This window comes from Microtetraspora sp. NBRC 13810 (genome assembly GCF_030268685.1).
In the GTDB taxonomy this organism is placed as follows: Bacteria; Actinomycetota; Actinomycetes; order Streptosporangiales; family Streptosporangiaceae; genus BSRQ01.
Genome location: NZ_BSRQ01000034.1, coordinates 40,949 through 61,647, shown reverse-complemented (window position 1 = coordinate 61,647; position 20,699 = coordinate 40,949). Strand labels below are relative to the sequence as shown.

Here is a 20,699-nt window from a genome sequence, read left to right as displayed (position 1 = left end):
AGCCTCCCCTACAACGCCACCATCGCCCCCGGCGCCACCACCGCCTTCGGCTACCAGGCCACCCGCCCCAACGGCAACACCACCACCCCCGCCGCCTACACCTGCGCCACACCCTGACCCCGTGACGCCCCCGCCCCCGGCCGGTCGTGCTTTCATGGGCCCGACGACGTCGCCGGCCGATGCGAGGGGGAACGGATGATCCGGGTGGAGCGGTCCGGGCGGGTGACCACGGTGGTGATCGACCGGCCCGAGGTGCGCAACGCCGTCGATCCGGAGCACGCCGGGGAGCTGTATGCGGCGTTCGCGGAGTTCGAGGAGGATCCGGGGGCGGACGTGGCGGTGCTCTGGGGCGCGGGGGGCACCTTCTGCGCGGGCGCCGACCTGAAGGCCGTCGCGGCGGGCGGCTTCGACCTGGCGGGTCCGGAGGAGTCCGCGCGGGGGCCCATGGGCCCGACCCGGATGACGACGTCCAAGCTGGTGATCGCGGCGGTCGCCGGGCACGCGGTCGCCGGCGGGCTGGAACTCGCCCTCTGGTGCGACCTGCGGGTGGCCGAGGAGGACGCGGTGTTCGGGGTGTTCAGCCGCCGCTGGGGGGTGCCGCTGATCGACGGCGGCACGGTGCGGCTGCCCCGGCTGGTCGGGCTCGGCCCCGCCCTCGACATGATCATCACGGGCCGTCCGGTGGACGCCGCGGAGGCGGCCCGGCTGGGCCTCGCCAACCGGGTCGTCCCCCGCGGCCAGGCCCGCCGGGCGGCCGAGGAGCTCGCCGCGCGGATCGCGGAGTTCCCGCAGACGGGCCTGCGCCGGGACCGGGCGTCCGCCTACGAACAGGAAGGGCTGCCGCTCGCGGACGCGCTCGCCGGCGAATGGCGGCACGGCCAGGCGTCGCTGGCCGCCGGCGCCCGCGACGGCGCGGCCAGGTTCGTCTCCGGCCACGGCCGCCACGGCGGCTTCGGCGGCTAGTCCCGTCAGGGGCGCACGGCCACCACGTCGTAGGGGGTGTCCGGGGCGGGGGTGGTGGTGAAGCGGGCGTTGGGCAGGTAGAGGCGGCCGCCGTACGCCGCGACGGTGGTGGGGACGTCGAAGCGCGGGTCGGTCAGCCGGGCGACGACCTGGCCGGAGGTGCCGTCCCTGCTCAGTCTCAGCACGGCCACGGTGTTGAGCCGGTTCTGCACGACGTAGAGCAGCCGGCCGTCGAGCAGCAGGCCGTCCCCGTTGACCAGCGTCTCGCCGCCGAGGTTCACCCGCTTCGTCACGCCGGTGGCCGGGTCCACCCTGAACAGGCCGCCGGTGCTGGACTGGACGACGAGCAGCGCCCTGCCGTCGGGCGTCTCGGCGATCCCGTTGGCGTTGATGCCGGCGCCGTACACGAGGTCGCCGGTGAGCGGGACCTGCACGGCGGCGTGCGGCAGGGAGCCGGAGCGGCCGAGGGGCAGCTTGGACAGCACGGGGTTGGTGGAGTCGGTGAAGTAGGCGGCGTCGCCGGTGAGCACCACGTCGTTGACGAACGCGGCGCCGGTGGCCAGCGGGTAGGAGCGCAGGACGGCGCCGGTGCGGGTGTCGATCACCCGGGCGTCTCCGCCGGCGCCGCCCGCGACGAACAGCCGGTGCCTCCGGTCGGTCTTCATGCCGAGCGACGGTGTGCCGGGCCCGGCGTTGACGATCTTTCCCTTTCCGGTGCGCAGGTCGGCCCGGTAGATCGCGCCGGTGGCGCGGGAGCCGAAGAAGGCGGTGGGCCCGGGGCCGATCGCGACGCCCTCGGGCTGGAACCCGGCCGGCAGCGGGAAGGCGGCGGGGAAGTGGGCCCGCGGCGCGGTGCGCGCCTGCGCGGGCGTCCCGATGAGGGTGACGAGCAGCACGGTCACGGCGATGACGGCGGTGGTCGGTCTCATGTGATCACCCTCACCCGTGCCGCGGCGGAACGGAAGGCCCAGGATGGCGGAGCGATCTCCGGGAAGGTGCCCGGGATGCGAACCGTTGAGACTTCGGTGAGATCGCCGGACGGGCGGGACGAACGGAAAGGCCGGGCAGTGAAAGAGGCGTTGCGGAAACGACGGCGGCGGCTGACCCTGATGGCGCCGACGATCATCCAGTGCGCCGTGGCCGCCGGGCTCGCCTGGATCGTGGCCAGGGACGTGCTCGGGCATCCCCGTCCGTTCTTCGCCCCGATCGCGGTGGTGGTGTGCATCGGCGTGGCCCTCGGCAGGCGGCTGCGCCGGCTGGTGGAGCTGGTCGTGGGGGTCAGCCTGGGAGTGGGCGTCGGGGACCTGCTCATCTCGCAGATCGGCGGCGGCGCCTGGCAGATCACCCTCGTGGTCGCGCTGGCCATGGGCGTGGCGGTCTTCCTGGACAGCGGCTCGGTGATGACGTTGCAGGCGGGGTCGTCCGCCGTGCTGGTGGCGACCCTGCTGCCGCCGGGCGGCACCGGCGGCGTGGACCGGATGGTGGACACGCTCGTCGGCGGCTGCCTGGGCATCGCGGCGGTCGCGCTGCTGCCGGTGAGCCCGGCCGCGATCGCGCACCGCTACGCCTCGGCGGTGTTCGAGGCCCTGGCGACCGCGCTGGAGGACACGGCGGAGGCCATCGAGCGGTCCGACGTCGCACTGGCCTCGGCCGCGCTGCGCGAGGTGCGCGGCACCCAGCCGGTGGTGGACGAGCTCCTCCAGGCGCTCAAGGCCGGGCGGGAGATCGCCACCATCTCGCCGTTGCAGTGGCGGCGGCGGCGCGGGCTCGTCCGGTACGAGACCGCGGGCACCCGGCTGGACCTCGCGCTGCGCAACACCCGGGTGCTGGCCCGGCGGACCATCGTGGCGCTGGACGCGGGCGCGCCCATGCCGCCCGGCCTGCCCGGCGTGCTGCGCGAGCTGGCCGGCGCCACCCGGCTGCTGGACGAGGAGCTGTCCGGCGGGCGCGAGCCGAAGGCGGCCCGGGCCAGGGTGCTCGGCGCCGTCCCGGAGCTGGGCGACGATCCCGGCGAGCCCGGCGGTTTCTCGGCCGACGTGATGACGGCCCAGGTGCGGTCGATCGCCGTGGACCTGCTCCAGGCGACGGGCATGGACCGCGACGCCTCCAGGGCCGCGCTGCCGCCCCGGGTCTGAATTTTTGCGGTTACCCTAGGGAACGCCGGTTCTCTCCGCGAGGCACGAACGAGGGTGATGAGGTGGATCGGGAGGCGGCGCGGGATCTCGCGCTCGACGCGGCGGAGGAGCTGTTCTACAGCCGGGGCATCCAGGCCGTCGGCATGGACGACATCCGCGGCCTCTCCGGGGTGTCGCTCAAGCGGCTCTACCAGCTCTTCGCCACCAAGGAGCTCCTCGTCGAGGCCTACCTCGAACGCCGTGACGTGAGCTGGCGGCGGCGGCTGGCCCGGCACGTCGAGGCGTTCGAGGACCCCGGGGAGCGGATCCTCGCGGTGTTCGACTGGCTCGGCCTGTGGTTCGGCGAGCCCGCCTTCCGCGGCTGCGCGTGGATCAACTCCTACGGCGAGCTGGGCGCCACCTCCGCCACCATCGCCGCCCAGGCCCGCAAGCACAAGCTGGCCTTCAGGCGCTATCTGCGCGAGCTGACCGCCGCCGCCGGCCTGCCCGAGCCGCTCGCCGACCAGCTCCTCCTGCTGGCCGAGGGCGCCATGGTCACCGCCGGCATCTTCGCCACCCCCGCCCCGGCCGCCCAGGCCAGGGCGGCGGCCGTCCAGCTCCTCGCCGCCGCCGGGCGGGCCCGCCCGGCGGTGCCCGCCGAGTGAGGCGGGCGCTCCCGCCGGTCCGGGGCACCGGGCGGCCGGACGGCGGGGAGCCGTCCGGCCGGGATGCGGCGCGGCCGGGGACTACCTCTGCTGGAGGGTGACGGTGGCGGTGCGGGCGACGCCGTTCACCTTGACGGTGAGCGTCACCTGGCCGCCGCGCAGGGCGGTGAGCGTGCCGGTCCGCGGGTCGAACGCGGCGATGTCGCGCCGGTCGGCCCCGTCCCGGTCCCCGATGTGCAGGTTGGACGAGCCCGACCAGTCGGCCGAGACAGGGTGGGCGACGGGCACCTGGCGGGCGCCCTGGGTGACGGTGGCGGTGACCCGTGCGGGCGTGCCGACCTTGACCGGGCCGGGCACGGCGAGGGTCAGCTCGTCGACGTGCGGGCGGACCTGCGCGCCGATCCACGACGGGGCGTCGGCGAACGGGTTGCGCCGCACCTGCTCCGCCTCCTGCTCCGAGACCGGGTCGACGCCCCACAGCGACCAGCCGGTGAAGCCGCCGTCATCCGCCGCGGCGGACGGCGTCTTGGCCGAGTTGCCGTTGATGAAGTACGGCACGGCGTCGATCCGGGAGGCGTCGAACGTGCCGACGTGGGCGCCGATGAACGCCGCGCCCTTGCCGGTGGTGCGCTGGAAGTCGGCGAGCCAGCCCTCGACCAGCGCGGCCTCCTTGCGGTCGCCGAGCTGGCTGGCCTTCACCGGCATCGGGTCGCGCGGCGGCACGTGGAACACGACCACCACCGAGCCGATCTTCGGGTCCTTCGCCGCCCGGTCGAGCCGCTCGCGCAGCATGGCCATCTGCTCGAAGCCGCCGCCGCGCAGGTTGAGCCGCGAGGTGTCCAGCGTGACGAACCGGGTCCCGTTGTGGTCGAAGCTGGTGTACGGGTCGCCGAACGCCGCCTCGAAGTTGCCGATGTCCCCGCCCATGACCTCGTGGTTGCCGGGCACGTAGTGGTAGGGCAGGGCGCCGCCCAGTTCCTCGTCCAGCACCTTCCTGGCCAGCGCGAAGTCCTCGGGCGAGGCCTCGTCCACCAGGTCGCCCGCGATGATCAGGAAGTCCGGGCGGGCGGCCCTGATCTCACGGAGCGTGCGGCGGGCGTTCGCGACCAGGTCGCTGTCCGGGTTCCTGGCCACGAACTGCGCGTCCGACATGACCGCGAACCGCCACGACTTGGCGGCGATCTCGGCGCCCGGCCGTACGACGGGGTCGGCGACCTTCTCCTGTTCCGGCGCGTTCACCGTCGGGGACACCTTGGCCACCAGGCCGTCGACGAGGATCTCGTTGGTGTAGGACTGGTCGGCCTTGGTCTCGGCGACGTAGAACCGGCGCAGCCTGAGCGGGTAGCTCACGCCGGGCGGCACGGCGAACTCGACGTACCGCCAGCCGGTCCAGGTCAGGTAGGGGCCGCGGAGGATCTGCGACTGGCCCTGGGAGTCGTAGAACTCCAGGCTCGGCCACTCGCCCCTGCCGGTGGAGTTGATCCACAGGCCGAACGCCTGCGGCTGGCCGGGCACGGTGATCTGCTGGGGCGGGCTGGCGTAGGCGGCCCTGGTCGCGGTGGACTGGGTGAAGTCGTAGGAGAGCCGCAGGCCGCCGCCGCTCTGCCCGGGGGCGGCGCCGAGCGAGCCGGTGGCCCGCGCCGAGGCGAAGGTCCACGAGGCGGCGTCGTCGAAGGCGGCGACGGGGACCTCCTCCAGGCCGACGGTCACCGGGACGGCGGTCGTCTTCCCGCCGGCCGTGACGGTCACCAGGCCGGATCCGACGTCCTTCTTCGCCTTGACGGTGAAGAAGCCCTGCGCGGTGGCGGTCACGTCCATCAGCGTGCGGTCGTAGTCGAGTCGCACGTCGGCGGGCTCGATGGGCGCCGTGTTGCCGTTGCGGTCGTAGCCGACGACGCCGAAGGTGCCGGTGCCGTCCGCGCCGCCGAGGCCGACCCGGTCGGTGGTGCCGCCGATCCGGGCGAGGGGCTGCAGGACCGTCAGGTCGATGTCGCCCCTGGCGCCGCCGCGCTGGGCGGTGACGGTGACCTTGCCGGGCAGGAGGGCGTGGAAGGTGCCGTCGCGGTCCACCCGGCCGTTCAGCAGCCCGCCGGCCCGCCAGGTGGGGGCGCCGGACGCGGGGCCGTACGTCTCGTCGTAGCCGGCCGCGGTGAGCTCGCGGGTCAGGCCGGGGAAGACGCGGTCGGGGCGTCCGCCGGTGACCGGGCCGACGCCGGGCGCCCTGGCCGGGTCGCTCGCGGTCTCCACCCAGAAGCCCTTGAGCCTGCCGCTGCCGGGCGCGGCGTAGAGGGCGAGGCCGTTGGGCACGTGCCGCTCGGCGCCGTCGGACGGGCTGTTCTCCACCTGGGCGTCGGCCGAGCCGGGCTCGCGGGCGAGCATGGTGGAGGAGCCGCCGCCGTCGAGGTTGAGGGCGTTGCGCGCCCCGAGGCCGGCCATCATCCGGCCGAGTTCGGCGAGCGTGACGCCGCGGCTGTCCGCCTGCCTGCCGTCGACGGTGAGCATGTACATCTTGCGGCCGTCGGCGGAGAAGCCGAGGGCGGTGCGCGGCGCGGCGGCGGGGTCGCCGTTCGGCTGCGGGACGCCGTCCCTGACGATGACCGCGCTGCCGCCGATGGCCGCCTTCACCGCTTCGCCGTCGGACGCCTTCGGCGCGTACCGCACGTCGACGCGGTCGCCGGGCCTGAGCGCGGCGAGCGGGGCGGCGCCGGCGTCCCTGCCGAGCAGGATCGTGGTGCCGGCCGGGATCGGGCCGGCGCCGGCGGCGGTGCGCACCTCGGCGACGACGCCGTCCTTGAGCACGACCTCGGCGACGACGACGGCGCCGTCCACCGCGCGGGTGCGGGTGTAGGAGCCCCACAGCGGGGTGAACAGCCCGACTCCGCCGGCCTGGACGAGCTGGTTGAACTGCGTCAGCTTGATGGGGGCGCCGCCGGCGGGGGTCGCGGTGCCGTCGAAGGTCATCTGGAGCACCCGGCCGATGCCCTCGGGGCTGATGGCCACGGCCGCGTTGTGGTTCACGGTCGGCGACTGGACGAGCGCGCCGTTCTGCACGCCGATGCCCTGGGCGGCGCCGGAGTTGTTGATGTCGAAGAAGTCGCCGTTGACCGCGGCGACGGCGCGGGAGCGCCGGGCGGGGCCGGACAGCGGCTCGGTCTTCGACACCTCGCCCGAGTAGACGTAGTCGGCGCTGACGCCGCCGGCGAGGTCGGCGGAGACGGCGTCGGCGCGCAGCCATCCTGCGGCGTCGTAGCGGTCGAAGGAGGTGAGTGTGACGCCGGGGGCGACCGGCCGGGTCTTCGTGGACGTCTCCAGGCTCTGCGCGCCGGGTTCGACGAGCAGGGTGGAGGCGGCCGGGTAGGACGACGCCCTGGGGGCGTCCTCCGCGATGGTGGAGGGTGGGGCGGGTTCGGCCAGCGCGGGCCCGGCGGCGGCGCCGGAGGCCAGCAGGAGGGCAAGCGCGACCACGCCCAGGGGGCGGAGACCATGGTTCACGACCGAACCTAACCGCGCGCTGGTTACATCCTTCAAGACCTAAAGGTGTACCGAAAGGAAATTTCATCCGCCGCCGGGAGGAGAACCACCTGGAGGATCGGCCATGGGAGGCGGCACATGCTGTGCGAACCTCCATGGCGGGATGCCACCGGACGATGGTTGGCTACCGGCATGACATTCACGCCTGCAACCCTGCGGACATCCGTGCCCGCACGTGAGGCGCGGGCCGTGCGCGTGCCGGCGGGACGGCGGGTGAGCGTCGTCGACGTCGAAGGCGGGCAGGTGGGCGACCTCTTCGCGTTCGCCGCCGCCGACCCGGCCGAGCACCTGAGCGCCGCGCACACCCGCGCCTCGACCGGGCGGCTCTTCCCCGCGATCGGGGAGGAGTTCGTCACCGACCGCCGCCGCCCGATCCTCGGCCTCGTGGCCGACACCTCCCCCGGCGCGCACGACATGCTGATCGCGGCCTGCGATCCGGCCCGCTACGCGCTGCTCGGCGCGGAGAGGCCGCACCGGTCGTGCGCGGAGAACCTGCGCGAGTCGCTCGCCGGGCTGGGCCTCGCCGTACCCGTGACACCGCAGCCGGTGAACGTGTTCATGCGCATCCCGGTGGCCGGGGACGGGCGGCTGAGCTGGCTGCCCGCCGTCTCCCAGCCCGGAGACTCGATCACCTTCGAGGCGCTGATGGACTGCCTCCTGGTGGTCTCCGCCTGCCCGCAGGACCTCGTGCAGATCAACGGCGGCGACCCGACACCGCTGGCGATCGACCTTCCCCAAGCCGCGCCCGACAAGGAGTGACCCGATGACCACCTCAGCAGTCCCCGCCACGCACCCGGCGCTGCGGCCCGCGCGGATCGGCGGCCTGGAGATCGCCAACCGCCTCGCGGTCGCGCCCATGACCCGGGTCTCCGCGACCCCCGGCGGGATCCCCACCGAGGAGATGGCGGACTACTACGCCGCCTTCGCCCGCGGCGGCTTCGCCCTGCTGATCACCGAGGGCACCTACACCGACACCGCCTACAGCCAGGGCTACCTCAACCAGCCGGGCCTCGCCTCCGACGCGCACGTGGCCGGCTGGCGGGAGGTCGTCGGCCGGGTGCACGCCACGGGGGCGCCGATCGTGGCGCAGCTCATGCACGCGGGCGCGATCTCCCAGGGCAACGCTTACCGCGAGGACACCGCGGGCCCCTCGGCCGTCCAGCCCCTCGGCGAGAAGATGTCCGACTACGGCGGGCAGGGTCCCTGGCCGGTCCCCGTCGAGATGGGCGCGGCCGACATCGAGCAGGCGGTCCGCGGCTTCGCCGGGGCGGCGGCCAGGGCGCGCGAGGCGGGCTTCGACGGGGTCGAGGTGCACGGCGCCAACGGGTACCTGCCCGACCAGTTCCTCACCGACTACACCAACCGGCGCTCCGACTCCTACGGCGGACCGGTGGAGAACCGGGTGCGTTTCGCCGCCGAGGTGGTGGCGGCGATCCGCGCCGAGGTGGGCGCCGGGTTCCCGGTCGGGATCCGGCTGTCCCAGGGGAAGGTGAACGACTACGTCTACCGCTGGCCGGGCGGCGCGAAGGACGCGGAGACGATCTTCCGCGCGGTGGCCGGCGCCGGGGCGACCTACCTGCACATCGCCAGCGAGGGCCGGGACTGGATCGAGACGGCACGCCTGGACGACGGCACCACGATCACCGGTCTGGCCCGCCGGGTGACCGGCCTGCCGGTGATCGCCAACGGCGGCATGCACGACCTGGACCAGGCCGCGCAGGTGCTGGCCGACGGCCACGCCGACGTGCTGTCCATCGCCAGGGGCGCCCTCGCCAACCCGGACCTGCCCCGCAGGCTGGCCGGCGGCACGCCGCTGGAGGCGTTCGACCACGGGATGCTGGAGCCGCTGGCGACGCTGAGCAACGCGCGGCGGTGGGCCGGCCGAGGCTGAGGGTCACTCCAGGGCGTCGGCCGCCAGGGCGAGGAAGAGGTCGACGCGGTCCTCGGTGCGGACGACGTCCCTGCCGGTCAGCTCGGCGACCTTGGCCAGCCGGTTGCGCAGGGTGTTGACGTGGACGTGCAGGGCCGCCGCGGTGACCGCCCACTGGCCGTCGTGGTCCAGGAAGGCGCGCAGGGTGGGTTCCAGGTCGCCGCCGCGGCGGGCGTCGTGCTCGCGGAGCGGGGCCAGCAGGTCGCGGGAGAAGGCGCGCAGGGTCCGCGGGTCGGCCGTGCCGAGCAGCAGGCGGTGGGTGCCCAGCTCGGCGAAGGCCCGTACGGCGGGGCCGCCCCGGGTGCGGCGGAGCACCCGGCAGGCGTCCCGTGCCCGCACCAGGGGGCCCCGCAGGCCGGCCGCGTGCGCGGCGATCCCGCCGACCCCGGCGACCGGCCGCCGGCCGGGGAACCGCCCGCCCACCGCCCCGGTCAGCCGCTCCGCCAGCGGGACGAGGTCGCCCTCCGGACGCCGCCAGGACAGCACGACGACGACGTCCTGGGTGCCGCCGGTGACCACGGCGGGCACGCCCTCCGCGGCGAGGAACTCGCCGGCCGTCTCGGCGAGGCCGTCCAGCGTGGCCGCCTCCGCCCCGGCGAAGGCGACCGCGCAGACGGCGAGCGGCCCTCCGGGGTCCACGCCGAACGCGCGCAGCCGGTCGGGCACCTCACCGGCCCGCCGCGCGCCGGACAGCACCATCTCCAGCAGTTCGTCGGCGAAGCGCATCTCGATCGCCTGGACCGCCTGCCGCCTGGCCACCTCCAGGCTGAGGAACCGGGCGGCCTGTTCCAGCGCCTCCCGCTCGGCCCGGTCCAGCGCCGTCAGCGGGCGCAGGCAGACGAGCGCCGCGTCGTCCTCGCCGACCGCGCCCACCGGGAAGAGGGCCGCGGGCCCGGCGGCGCCGAGGTCGGCCTCCAGCGCGGGCGGGCGCCGGGTCAGCCCGGCGGCCACCGCGGCGAGCTGCCCGGCGTCCAGGTCGGCGCCGGCCGCGGCGAGCGGCCTGCCCATCCGGTCGACCACGGCGAGCGGCAGGTCGTGGTCGCGCCTGAGCACGTCCAGCACGCCGGAGGCGCCCGCGCCGCGGGAGATCGCCGTGGCCAGCGCGTCGCCCCGGTGCACCATGCCGATCAGCGTCTCCTGGCGGCGGTCCGCGTACATCGCGGCGACCGCCTCGGAGACGGCGGTGAACGGCACCTCGGCGGAGATCTCCAGCAACGGCAGGCCGGCCTCCGCGCAGGCGGCCACGAGGCCCCGCGGCGTGCGCGGCACGGCCGCCCGGAGCCCGAACACGATGCCCGCCGCGTTCGCCCGCCGTACGCCGGACACGAAGGCCGCCGGGGTCGTCCGGCCCGCCCACAGGCCGTTGGTGAGCACGAGCTCGCGCTCCCTGACGTACTCGGACGGGTCGGGCAGCTCGGTGTTGTGCACCCAGGCGACGGGCTCGTCCATCGCCCCGGGCGGGCCGGGCACCAGGATCCTGAGCTTCAGCGCCGCGTCCCGCACCAGCGTTGTCAACGTGAACACGCTGTCAATATAGACAGTGAACCGGCCGGTCACTAGAGGATCGTCCAGCGGCTACCCGTCAAGAGGCGGGGCGGGGACGGAGGCGGCGGACCACCCCGACCAGCGGCGCACCTCGACCACGATGTACGGCCCTTCGGGCGGGTGCTCCCGGTAGGGGGCGTACTTCTCGGCCAGCCACCCGGCGGCGGCCGGCGCCTCCGCGCGGACCCGGGCCAGGCCGTCCGCGCGGGCCCACCACAGCCGGGTCCAGTCCTCGTCGTAACGGTCGGCCAGCAGGCAGACCCGCGGCTCGGCGCGGATGTTGCGCAGCCTGGCCAGGGCGGTGGTCTCCTTCGGCTTGTGGTCCACCGCGATCGCCACGGTGTCCCCGCGCACCGCGAAGGAGACCGGCACCAGGTGCGGCGCGCCGTCCGGGGTCACGGTGGCGAGCCTGGCGACCCGCTCCCCCTCGAACGCGCGCCGCGCCTGCTCCGGCCGCATCCTCATGCGCCCAGCGTAGGCGGCCCGGGCAGGCCGTCAGTCGCCCGGGGTCTCCTTGATCTGGGTGACGAGCTGGGTCGGGTTGACGAACCGCAACGCGACGACGAGCAGCACCAGCATGGACATCGTGTACACCACGGCCATCGCGTCCACCTGCTGCTGGGCCCGGATCCCGGCGGCCGACACCGAGTAGTAGAGCGCGACGACCAGCGTCTCGCTGTCCGGCCCGGCGGTGAGGAAGGTCAGCTCGAACATGCCCACCGTGCGCACCAGCACGAGGATGCCCGCCGCGAGCATGCCGGGGACGAGCAGCGGCGCCAGGATCCGGGTGAGCACCGCCCGGGTCGTCGCCCCGCACATGCGCGCCGCCGCCTCGACCTTCGGGTCGATCTGCTCGATGAACGGCGTCATCACCAGGATCACGAACGGAATGGACGGCACCAGGTTGGCCAGTACGACCCCGGTCATCGTCCCGGCCAGATGGAACTTGTAGAGCACCGTGGCCAGCGGGATGCCGTACGTCACCGGGGGGATCATGATGGGCAGCAGGAAGAGCAGGGTGAGCGCCCGCTTGCCCGGGAAGTCCCGCCTGGCCAGCGCGTACGCCGCGGGCACCCCGGCCAGCAGGGAGACCGCGACGACGAGCACGGCCACCTGGAAGGTCACCGCGAGCACCGACGGCAGGTCGAAGTCGGCCCAGGAGGCGCCGTACCAGCGGGTGGTCCAGCCGCCGGGGAGCCAGGTGTCGAACCAGTTCACCGCGAAGGAGTTGACCACGACCGAGCCGACGACCCCGGCCAGGAAGATCAGGAAGAAGGCGACCGTGCCCCAGACCAGCCAGGCGCCGGGCCGCGGCGCGCCCCTCATCCCCTGCCTCCCGACGAACCCCGGTAGAGCGTGGCCCGCCAGCCGAGCACGAGCCCGATGACCACCAGCTCCACCACGCCCATGATCATGGCGATGGCCGAGCCCATCGAGTAGTCGTACTGCTCGAAGGCGGCGTGGTAGGCGGCGATGGAGATCACCCGGGTCTCCCCCGACGGCTCCCCGACCAGGATGGCCGAGGGGAACACCGAGAAGGCGAGCACGAACGACAGGCAGAACGTGATCGCGAGCCCCGGCACCAGCAGCGGGAACGTGATGTGCCGGAACCGCTGCCACCACCCGGCGCCCAGCGTCGCCGCCGCCGACTCCAGCGTCGGGTCGATGCCCCTGAGATAGCTGAGCGTGAGCAGGAAGGCGAACGGGAACCCGGTGATGATCAGCGAGAACAGCACGCCCCAGTAGTTGTGGGTGAGCCGCACCGGCTCGTCGGCGAGCCCGAGGCCGACGACCACCCGGTTGAACCAGCCGGTCGGGCCGAGGAAGGTGAGCAGCCCTTCCGCGGTGAGCACGGTGCCGAGCGTGATCGGCACCACCAGCACCGTGGTGAGCAGCCGCCTGCCGCGGAACCTGCCACGCATCCGGTAGGCGAGCGGCACCGAGACGGCGACGTTGAGCAGCGCGGCCGGCACGCCGAGCCAGAGGGTGGTGGCGATCGTGTCCCGCAGGTAGGCGTCCCCGAAGAACCGCGCGTAGTTCTCGAACACGCCGCCGCCCTGCGGCTGGAAGGACAACTGGAGGCCGTACAGGAACGGGTAGAGGAACAGGGCGGTGATGAACACGGCCGCGGGGAGCAGGAGGAGCAGCATCCGGTCGACCCCGCGTTCGGCCAGCCGGTGCCGCATCGCGACGGGGGCCGGTCCGGCGGGCGCGCCGGGGGTCACGGCGCGAACACCAGGACCCGCTCGGGCGGCACCGACAGCGTCACCCGCTCGCCGGGCGCGAGCCGCGCCGGGGTCTTGACCGACAGCGGGTGCCCGCCGTCGGTGCGCACCTGGGCCGCGCTCTCCCTGCCGTGGTACTCCACCACCTCCACGGTCCCGCTCAGCGTGTTCGCGCCCGCCACCCCGCCCCCTGCTCCGGCGACCGTCCCGGCGACGGTCCCGGTTCCGGCGACCGTTTCGGTGACCGTTTCGGTGACCGTTTCGGTGACCGTGAGGTCCTCGGGCCGGACGCACGCGACAGCCGTACCGGGCAGCTCGCCGCGCCGCACCCCGGTGAGCGCGAGCCCGTCCGCGGCCAGCCGGACGGTACGGCTGTCGCCGCCGACGACCGGCAGCTCGAAGGCGTTGCGGTAACCCATGAACGCGGCGACGAACCGGTTGGCGGGTTCGGTGTAGACCTCCTCCGGGGTGCCCGCCTGCTGCAGGACGCCGTCGCGGAGCACGACCAGGCGGTCGGCCAGGGAGAGGGCCTCCTCCTGGTCGTGTGTCACGTAGATCGTGGTGAGGCCGAGCGTCTGGTGGATGCGGCGGATCTCGGTGCGCATCTCCAGCCGCAGCGCGGCGTCCAGGTTGGACAGCGGCTCGTCCATGAGCACGAGCGGCGGCTCCAGCACGATCGCGCGGGCGATCGCGACCCGCTGCTGCTGCCCGCCGGAGAGCCTGCCGGGCAGCCGGTCGGCGTACTCGCCGAGCTGCACCAGGCGCAGCGCCTCGGCCACCCGCTCCCGGCGCTCGGCGGCGGGCGTCCGGCGCATCCGCAGCCCGAAGGCCACGTTGGCCCGCACCGACATGTGCGGGAAGAGCGCGTAGTTCTGGAAGACCATCCCGAAGCCGCGCTTCTCGGGGGGCAGCGTGTCGATGCGCGTCCCGTCCAGCAGGATGCGGCCCTCGGTGAGCGGGAGCAGCCCGGCCACGCAGTTGAGCGCGGTCGACTTGCCGCAGCCGGAGGGGCCGAGCAGGGCGACGAACTCCCCGCCCTTGATCGTCATGTCCAGCCCGTCGAGCGCCCGCCTGGCGCCGTAGCTGCGGCTGACGCCCTCCAGCCGCAGCTCGGAGATCCTTCCGGAGGCGGCCGGGAGGCTCACCGCTCGTACTTTCCGGCGCCGATCTCGCGGTCCCACCGGTCGAACATCGCGACCTGCGCCGGAGCCGGCAGCGACGTCTCCTTGGGGAACTCCTCGATCCAGGCGTCGTACTCGGGCCTGCCGAACCTGGCGATCACGTCCTGCGACTCCTTGGGCGCCATGTCCAGCGTGACGCCGCTCACCGCAGGGCCGGGGTAGAAGTAGCCGGTGTCGTACGCCTTCGCCTGCTGCCGCGGGGTCAGCATCCATTTGACGAGTTCGAGGTTGGCGGCCACGACGTCCGCGGAGACGCCCTTGGGGATCACCGCGTAGTGGGCGTCGGTGACCCAGTGCATGCCTTCCAGCGGGGTGACCTTGACGCCCTCCGGCACGGTGCCGAGCGCCCTGGGGTTGATGTCCCACCCGGTGGTGCTGGCCACGATGTCCACCGTGCCGGTGCCCAGGTTCTTCATCGTGTCGGTGGTGGTCGTCGGGTAGTAGTCGACGTACCGGCCGAGTTCCTTGAGGTAGGCCCAGGTCTTCGTCCAGCTCGCCGGGTCCTTGGGGTCGCTGTCGCCGAGCAGGTACGGCAGGCCCATCAGGAAGGTGCGGCCGGGGCCGGAGTTGGCCGGGCGGGCGTACTGGAACCGCTTGGGGTTGGCCTTGGCCCACGCCAGGAGCTCCTGGGCGGTGTCCGGCGGGTCGGGCACCTTCTCCGGGTCGTACTCCAGGAGCGGCCCGGACGGGTAGTAGGTGATGACCTGACCCTGTCCCTGGGCGAGCTCCTGCATCTTGGCCGCGGGCTCCAGGTAGGCGGGGGCGCCGAGGCGGGCGGCGTAGTCGTCGGTGCGCAGCCACAGGTTCTGCTCGATGCCGGCGGACAGGCCGTCGGTGCCGGTCAGCACGAGCCCGATCTGGACCCGGCCGGCGCCCTGCTGTGCCTTGATCTTGCCGGCCAGCTCGGGGGCGGTGGCCTTGGTGTAGGTCACCCGGGAGATCACGTCGGGGTGCCGCTGCACGAACTCGTCGATCATCCCCTGGGTGAGCTGGAGGTTGCCGGCCACGTCGATGACGTTGAGGACGACCGGCTCGGCCGGTTTCGCCGGGACGTCAGCGGGCCGGAAGCCGGCGCCGCCGGTCGCGGGTCCGGCATCTGGTGCGCCGCAGGCGGCGAGGCCGACCACGGCGGCCGCGGCGAGTGCGGCGAGACGGGTCTTGGGCATGAGCGTCCCTTTCCGGAGCATGCGGATGAAGGGGTTCAGGTGGGCGCGGGCCCGGTCGAGGCCCGGACGATGAGGGCGGACTCCAGGGCGGGCCTGCGCGTCCCGTCCCGTTCGGCCAGCACGTTGAGCAGGGTGTCCACCGCGGCCCGCCCGGCCTGCTCGCCGCGCAGGTCGACCGTGGTCAGGGCGGGTGTGGCCATCGCGGCGAAGCTGATGTCGTCGCAGCCCACCACGCTCATCCGCGCGGGCACCGGCACGCCGCGCTCGGCGAGCCTGGCCAGCACCCCGAGGGCCATCACGTCGTTGTAGGCGATCACGGCGGTGGCCCCGGCGGCGAGCACCAGGTCGGCGGCCTGCTGGCCGGCCTCGAAGCGCGGCGCGAACGGGCCGAGATGGGTCACCTTCATGCCGTGCCGCTCGGCCCGGCGCAGCCCCTTCCGGCGTTCCCTGTTGGTCCAGGAGCTGCGCGGGCCGTTGAGGTAGGCGGCGTGCCGGTGGCCGAGCGCGGCGAGGTGGTCGACGGCCTGCCGGGTGCCGCCCGCGTTGTCCATGATCACGGATGGCCGGGCGGGCACCGCGCGGTTGATGAAGACGATCGGCACCAGGCCGAGCACCTCCTCCAGTTGCGGCTCGGTCATCCGGGAGGCGCACAGGATGACCCCGTCGACCTGTTTGGCCATGGCGGCGACCAGGCCGGCCTCCTGGGCCCCGTCCTCCTGGGAGTCGGCGAGGAAGACCGCGTGCGCGGCCTCGCGGGCCCGCGCCTGCACGCCTTTCAGCATGCTGGGGAAGAACGGGTTGGTCAGGTCGGGCACGATCACGCCGAGGTTGGCGGTCCTGCCGGTGATCAGCCCCCGCGCCGCCAGGTTGGGCCGGTAGCCCAGCCGTTCCGCGACCGCCCGCACCCGGGCGCGGGTCTCCTCGCGGACCATCTCGGGCGAGGACAGCGCGCGGGACACGGTCGAGACCGACACGCCCGCCGCCTTCGCGACATCCTGGATCGTCACCGCCATCGTCGCACCGCCACCGTTGCTCCTGCCTGGACGCCGGAGGGCCCGATGACGCACATGATGGAATCCTTTTCACAACTCCGTCAATGTCTCGACATATCACGCTTACGTCACGGAAACAGGCATGTCATCGGGCGCATGAAAAGGTTTGCGGGCCACGGCCGGGATGGAGGGTGGGACGGAGATCGTCCTTCGGATGCCGGGAACCCCGGGGCGAATGCAAGCCATTCAACGGACGAACATCACGCAACATGCCGAAAGCGGATAAATCACCAATCTCTGAGCCGATCACCGCTATAAGGCGACAAATGGGATGGCTCTTCGGAGGGGGCGGCGTTTCGGCAGCGTACGGCGGCGGTACGGCGGCGTGCATCGGGCCGGAAACGCGCCTGGCCCCCGCGGAAGGCGGGGGCCAGGCGACGGCGCCGGATGACCGGCACGGTCACATCAGAACCGGGTCACAACGGAACCAGGTCACGTCAGAACCGGGTCGTCTCGGAACCGGGTCGTCTCGGAACCGGGTCGTCTCGGAACCGGGTCGTCTCGGAACCAGGTCACGTCAGGGTCAGCGGACCGCCCTGAGCGCGTCGACGATGCCGCTGCCGTAGAAGCCGTTGCGGCTCTCCCCGCCCTCGCAGGTGTGCGTGGCGGTCACGGTGGTGCCGTTGGCCAGGATCCGGGTGTAGGTGAAGGCGGCCGGGCTGGGGCAGGCCGTCTCGGTCGCGGTGGACCTGAGGACGTTCTCCACGATCCGCGGCGACAGCGTCTTGCCGCCGTGCCGGCGGTCGCGCTCGCCGTACTTGCTGACGATCAGCGCGGCCACGCCGGCGGCGCGCGGCGAGGCCATCGACGTGCCCTGGAGGTACTGGTAGTAGGCGCAGGTCGTGCCCTTGCAGTCACGGACGAGGTACGGGACGTTGGGGGTGCCGTCCGGGTTCAGCTCCCCGCGCGCCTCGGCGAGGGCCCGGGGGTAGGCCGCGAGCGTCGCCCTGGTGACGTCCTGCCTGTTGGTGGCGGTGTCGTAGGTGTCGCCACCGGGGGCCGCCACGTCCACGTAGCCGTTGCCGTAGTCGGAGTAGTAGGACTTGCGCTTGGAGATGCCGGTCGAGGCGACCGAGATCACGTTCTCGCCCTCGCTCGGCAGCGAGACGCAGGACGGCGCGATGGTGCGGTTGTAGGGGGCCTCACCGGGCTCGCTCGCGAAGTCGGGGCTGGAGGGGTCCTGCACCGTCTTCGTGTAGTCGAGGGCGTTGTTGCCCGCGGCCGAGACCAGGGTCACGCCCCTGCGGTGGGCGTAGTCCAGCGCCCGCTGGGTGGCCCGGATGATCGTGGCCTGCTCCAGCCGGTCCGCCGCCGAGTCGGCCGGGTTGTCGGTGCAGTTGAACAGCCACGGGTCGATGTAGTAGCTCATGTTGACCACGTCGACGCCGATGTCGCCTGCGTAGGTCAGCGCGTCGACGCTGGGCTGCAGGAAGAAGTAGCCCGAGTCCTGGCCGGCCCGCAGGTTCACGATCTTGACCTTGGGCGCCACGCCCGCCATGCCGAGCTGGTTGATCGGCGCGGCGATGGACGACGCGACGTGCGTGCCGTGGTCGTTCTCGTCCACGTCGGCGGGGTCGTTGCAGGAGCGGTCCGGCTCCTCCTCACACGGTCCGTCGACGGCGGCGCCGTTCGCGTCGACCGGGATGTCGACGGTGAAGTTGCGGCTCAGCCGGCGGTCGAAGTTCGGTGCGATGTCGGGGTGCGAGCCGTCCACGCCGGTGTCCAGGACACCGACGATCACACCCGGGTCGCCCTGCTCGTACCGGTGCGCGCCGTCGGCGGTGGCGTGGATCTGCTTCATGTCCCACTGGGCCTCGGCCAGCGGCTCGGCCTTCGGTCCCGGCTTGCCCCAGGAGGACCTGGCCTCGGCCCGGTGACCCTCCTTCTCCACCGCCTTGGCCTCGATGGCCTGACGGGCCGCGGCACTGATCCTGGCGCTCTGCGGGGCCTGGCCGATCGACCGGTTGCGGGCGACGCCCTCGATCGCGGCGCTGGCCCGCACCGCGTCCGCGAACCCGGCGTTCGTCGTGGTGATCGTGGCCACGCCGACCGCGGTGTTCTCCTTCAGTACGGTGCCGCCCGCTCCCGTGATGGCCTGCTCGGCCGCCGCGGAGTCGGCGCCCTCCTTGTAGAGGACGACGTACTCGGCCTGCGCCTCGCTCACGGCAGCCGACGGCCCGGCCGCGTCGGCCGGACTCGTGAACGTGCTCACGGCAAGGACTGCCACAGCGCCGATGACGATGCTGCGTTTCACACACACCTCCGTTGTCACGGGATATCCCTGTAAATCTGGAAGCACGATCGCCGAAGATCCAGATGTGCGGAGAATCGCGACCAAGGCGTGACATTAAAGGAGTGGAAGCGCCTCTGTCGCCTTACTCAACGTGTTGCGGTGGAAACAGTGGCCTCGTCATCGGAGGCCGTTTGCCGGTCCGTGGCGGACTCGGTCTCCCGCTCGGCGCGGTGCCGGCGGTAGGAGTGGGCGACGGCCAGCGCCCAGACGACGGCGATGACGGCGTATGAGGCGTTCTGCACGGCGGAGGGGGCGGCGACCCACTCGGCGCGCAGCAGGGTGCGCACGTTGGTCAGGATGATCAGGCCGCCCACCGCGGAACCCAGCATCCGTGGCGGGACGATCCGGACCAGCCAGGCGGCCAGCGGCGCGGCGATCACGCCGCCGAGCAGCAGCACCGCCACCCAGGCCAGGTCGATGCCCTGGGAGCCGAGGCTCACCAGGAAGCCGGCGCTGGCCGCGACGGCGACGAGGAACTCGCTCGCGTCGATGGAACCGATCACCTTGCGGGGCTCCATCCGCCCGCTGGCCAGGATGGCGGGCGTGCCCACCGGCCCCCACCCGCCGCCGCCCGAGGCGTCGATGAACCCGCCGAACAGCCCGAGGGGCACCAGGAAGCGCCGGCGCAGCGGCTTGCCCAGGTTGCCGCGCGGCAGGCCGAAGGCGGTGAACCGGACCAGGATGTAGACGCCGAGCGCCAGCAGGACGAGGGACATGAACGGCGCCGCCGCTTCGGTGGAGAGGCTGGCCAGGAAGGTGGCGCCGGCGAAGGCGCCGATCGCGCCGGGGATGCCGATCTTGACGACGACCTTCCAGTCGACGTTCTTGAAGCGCCAGTGCGCTACCCCGGAGGCGAGGGTCGTCCCGATCTCGGCGAGGTGGATGGTGGCCGAGGCGGCGGCCGGGCTCGCGCCCACGGCCAGCAGCAGGGTCGTCGAGGTCACGCCGTAGGCCATGCCCAGGCTGCCGTCGACGAGCTGCGCCACCAGGCCCACGAGGCCCAGCAGGATGAGCGCACGCACCGGAACATCCCACCTTTCCTACTAAATCGATCGGAATTATGTTCTCCGACGCACCATGCCCACGTCAAGCGCACGCAAATACCGGCCGCCCGGTGGGTCACGTTTGACAGGTGAAAGAGGGCCTGAACCCGCGCCGAACCGCTACAGTTCCTCTCACTGCGGACAGATGAGGAGACATGGCGTGAGCGAGGCACGCAGGGCGTTCGCGGCGGTCAACACGAGCGTGCCCAACATCGCCCGGATCAACGACTACCTCCTCGGCGGCAAGGACAACTTCGCCGCCGACCGCGAGGCCGCGGAGAAACTGCTGGCGATAGCCCCCGAGGTGAGGGACATCGCCAGGGAGGGCCAGGAGTTCCGCCGCCGGGTGGTGCGTCACCTCGTCGGCGAGGGGGTCACGCAGTTCGTCACGATGGGCCCCGGCCTCCCGAACCGGAGCAATGTGCACGAGATCGCGCAGTCGCTCGCGCCGGAGTCCCGGGTGGTCTACGTCGAGAGCGACACGATCGTGCTCTCCCACGCCAGGGCGCTCCTCGCCACCGATCCGCGGACCAAGGTGGTCGAGGGCGGGGTGATGCGCCCGGCCGAACTGCTCGCCGACCCGGCCGTGCGCGGGCTGATCGACCTGGACCGTCCCTTCGCCGTCATGCTCCTCGGCGTCCTGCAGTACATCCCGGACGAGGACGGCCCCGACAAGGCGGTCGCGCACCTGCGTGACGCGCTGCCCGAGGGCGGCCACCTGGTGATCTCACACGTCGCCTTCGACGCCCGCCCGGAGCTCGCGCAGCCGATCGCCGACCTCTACCGCGCCATCCTGAACCGCGGCGGCGACGCCACCCGCACCCGGCCGCAGATCCAGCAGTTCTTCGACGGCCTGGAGATGGTCGAGCCGGGCCTGGTCTACGTCCGCGACTGGCGCCCGGACGTCCCGCCGCACGAGCGCGCGGAGAAGACCTGGATGGTCGGCGGCGTCGCCTGCAAGCCCGCGTCCTGACCGCCGCCGCGGCCCTCG

Annotated in this window: 17 protein-coding genes; 6 read left to right on the top strand and 11 right to left on the bottom strand. The window is 73.2% G+C overall.

Annotation, left to right across the window (positions count from 1 at the left end):
• Window positions 1-195 precede the first annotated feature (195 nt).
• A complete protein-coding gene (locus tag QSK26_RS39925) occupies window positions 196-963 on the top strand; it encodes a crotonase/enoyl-CoA hydratase family protein (RefSeq protein WP_285780578.1) in 768 nt (255 codons plus the stop codon).
• Window positions 964-968: 5 nt separating this feature from the next.
• Here the strand turns inward: QSK26_RS39925 and QSK26_RS39920 are convergent, their stop codons facing one another.
• A complete protein-coding gene (locus QSK26_RS39920; RefSeq protein WP_285780577.1) occupies window positions 969-1,892 on the bottom strand; it encodes an NHL repeat-containing protein in 924 nt (307 codons plus the stop codon).
• Between the two features lie 138 nt (window positions 1,893-2,030).
• Between QSK26_RS39920 and QSK26_RS39915 the strand changes: the two genes are divergently transcribed.
• Both QSK26_RS39915 and QSK26_RS39910 read left to right on the top strand, forming a co-directional pair.
• On the top strand, window positions 2,031-3,098 hold the full coding sequence (locus tag QSK26_RS39915) for an FUSC family protein (protein WP_285780576.1): 1,068 nt from the start codon (window positions 2,031-2,033) through the stop codon (window positions 3,096-3,098).
• A 62-nt stretch (window positions 3,099-3,160) separates the two neighbouring features.
• Window positions 3,161-3,742: a TetR/AcrR family transcriptional regulator gene (locus QSK26_RS39910; protein WP_285780575.1), complete on the top strand. Its 582-nt coding sequence runs from the start codon at window positions 3,161-3,163 to the stop codon at window positions 3,740-3,742.
• An 81-nt stretch (window positions 3,743-3,823) separates the two neighbouring features.
• Here the strand turns inward: QSK26_RS39910 and QSK26_RS39905 are convergent, their stop codons facing one another.
• The gene (locus QSK26_RS39905) at window positions 3,824-7,234 is read right to left on the bottom strand and encodes a phosphodiester glycosidase family protein (protein ID WP_285780574.1); all 3,411 of its coding nucleotides are present in this window, start codon (window positions 7,232-7,234) and stop codon (window positions 3,824-3,826) included.
• 204 nt (window positions 7,235-7,438) lie between these two features.
• Here QSK26_RS39905 and QSK26_RS39900 point away from each other — a divergent pair, with 204 nt between their 5' ends.
• Window positions 7,439-8,032 carry a DUF1989 domain-containing protein gene (locus QSK26_RS39900; RefSeq protein ID WP_285780573.1) on the top strand — a complete coding sequence of 198 codons (594 nt, stop codon included), beginning with the start codon at window positions 7,439-7,441 and terminating at the stop codon, window positions 8,030-8,032.
• A gap of 4 nt (window positions 8,033-8,036) precedes the next feature.
• Complete coding sequence (locus QSK26_RS39895; protein ID WP_285780572.1) at window positions 8,037-9,164, top strand: oxidoreductase; 1,128 nt, start codon at window positions 8,037-8,039, stop codon at window positions 9,162-9,164.
• Between the two features lie 3 nt (window positions 9,165-9,167).
• On the opposite strand, the gene QSK26_RS39890 is transcribed toward QSK26_RS39895, so the two are convergent.
• The 9 genes from QSK26_RS39890 to QSK26_RS39850 form a co-directional block, all read right to left on the bottom strand.
• Window positions 9,168-10,727, bottom strand: coding sequence for a PucR family transcriptional regulator (locus QSK26_RS39890; protein WP_285780571.1), 1,560 nt, complete (start codon window positions 10,725-10,727; stop codon window positions 9,168-9,170).
• 51 nt (window positions 10,728-10,778) lie between these two features.
• Window positions 10,779-11,213, bottom strand: coding sequence for a TIGR03668 family PPOX class F420-dependent oxidoreductase (locus QSK26_RS39885; RefSeq protein ID WP_285780570.1), 435 nt, complete (start codon window positions 11,211-11,213; stop codon window positions 10,779-10,781).
• A 30-nt stretch (window positions 11,214-11,243) separates the two neighbouring features.
• The gene (locus QSK26_RS39880; RefSeq protein WP_285780569.1) at window positions 11,244-12,074 is read right to left on the bottom strand and encodes an ABC transporter permease; all 831 of its coding nucleotides are present in this window, start codon (window positions 12,072-12,074) and stop codon (window positions 11,244-11,246) included.
• Window positions 12,071-12,973 carry an ABC transporter permease gene (locus QSK26_RS39875; RefSeq protein WP_285780568.1) on the bottom strand — a complete coding sequence of 301 codons (903 nt, stop codon included), beginning with the start codon at window positions 12,971-12,973 and terminating at the stop codon, window positions 12,071-12,073. The genes QSK26_RS39880 and QSK26_RS39875 overlap by 4 nt, the downstream gene beginning before the upstream one ends.
• Window positions 12,970-14,118 (bottom strand): ABC transporter ATP-binding protein, encoded by a 1,149-nt coding sequence (locus tag QSK26_RS39870; protein WP_285780567.1) that lies wholly within the window; start codon window positions 14,116-14,118, stop codon window positions 12,970-12,972. The genes QSK26_RS39875 and QSK26_RS39870 overlap by 4 nt, the downstream gene beginning before the upstream one ends.
• Window positions 14,115-15,320 carry an extracellular solute-binding protein gene (locus QSK26_RS39865; RefSeq protein WP_285780566.1) on the bottom strand — a complete coding sequence of 402 codons (1,206 nt, stop codon included), beginning with the start codon at window positions 15,318-15,320 and terminating at the stop codon, window positions 14,115-14,117. The genes QSK26_RS39870 and QSK26_RS39865 overlap by 4 nt, the downstream gene beginning before the upstream one ends.
• Before the next feature lie 35 nt (window positions 15,321-15,355).
• The gene (locus QSK26_RS39860) at window positions 15,356-16,333 is read right to left on the bottom strand and encodes a LacI family DNA-binding transcriptional regulator (RefSeq protein WP_285780565.1); all 978 of its coding nucleotides are present in this window, start codon (window positions 16,331-16,333) and stop codon (window positions 15,356-15,358) included.
• Between the two features lie 562 nt (window positions 16,334-16,895).
• Window positions 16,896-18,626 (bottom strand): S8 family serine peptidase, encoded by a 1,731-nt coding sequence (locus tag QSK26_RS39855; protein WP_285780564.1) that lies wholly within the window; start codon window positions 18,624-18,626, stop codon window positions 16,896-16,898.
• Between the two features lie 125 nt (window positions 18,627-18,751).
• Entirely contained in the window at window positions 18,752-19,687 is a 936-nt protein-coding gene (locus QSK26_RS39850) for a sulfite exporter TauE/SafE family protein (protein ID WP_285780563.1), read from the bottom strand.
• A 181-nt stretch (window positions 19,688-19,868) separates the two neighbouring features.
• Between QSK26_RS39850 and QSK26_RS39845 the strand changes: the two genes are divergently transcribed.
• Window positions 19,869-20,681, top strand: coding sequence for an SAM-dependent methyltransferase (locus tag QSK26_RS39845; RefSeq protein ID WP_285780562.1), 813 nt, complete (start codon window positions 19,869-19,871; stop codon window positions 20,679-20,681).
• Window positions 20,682-20,699: the final 18 nt, after the last annotated feature.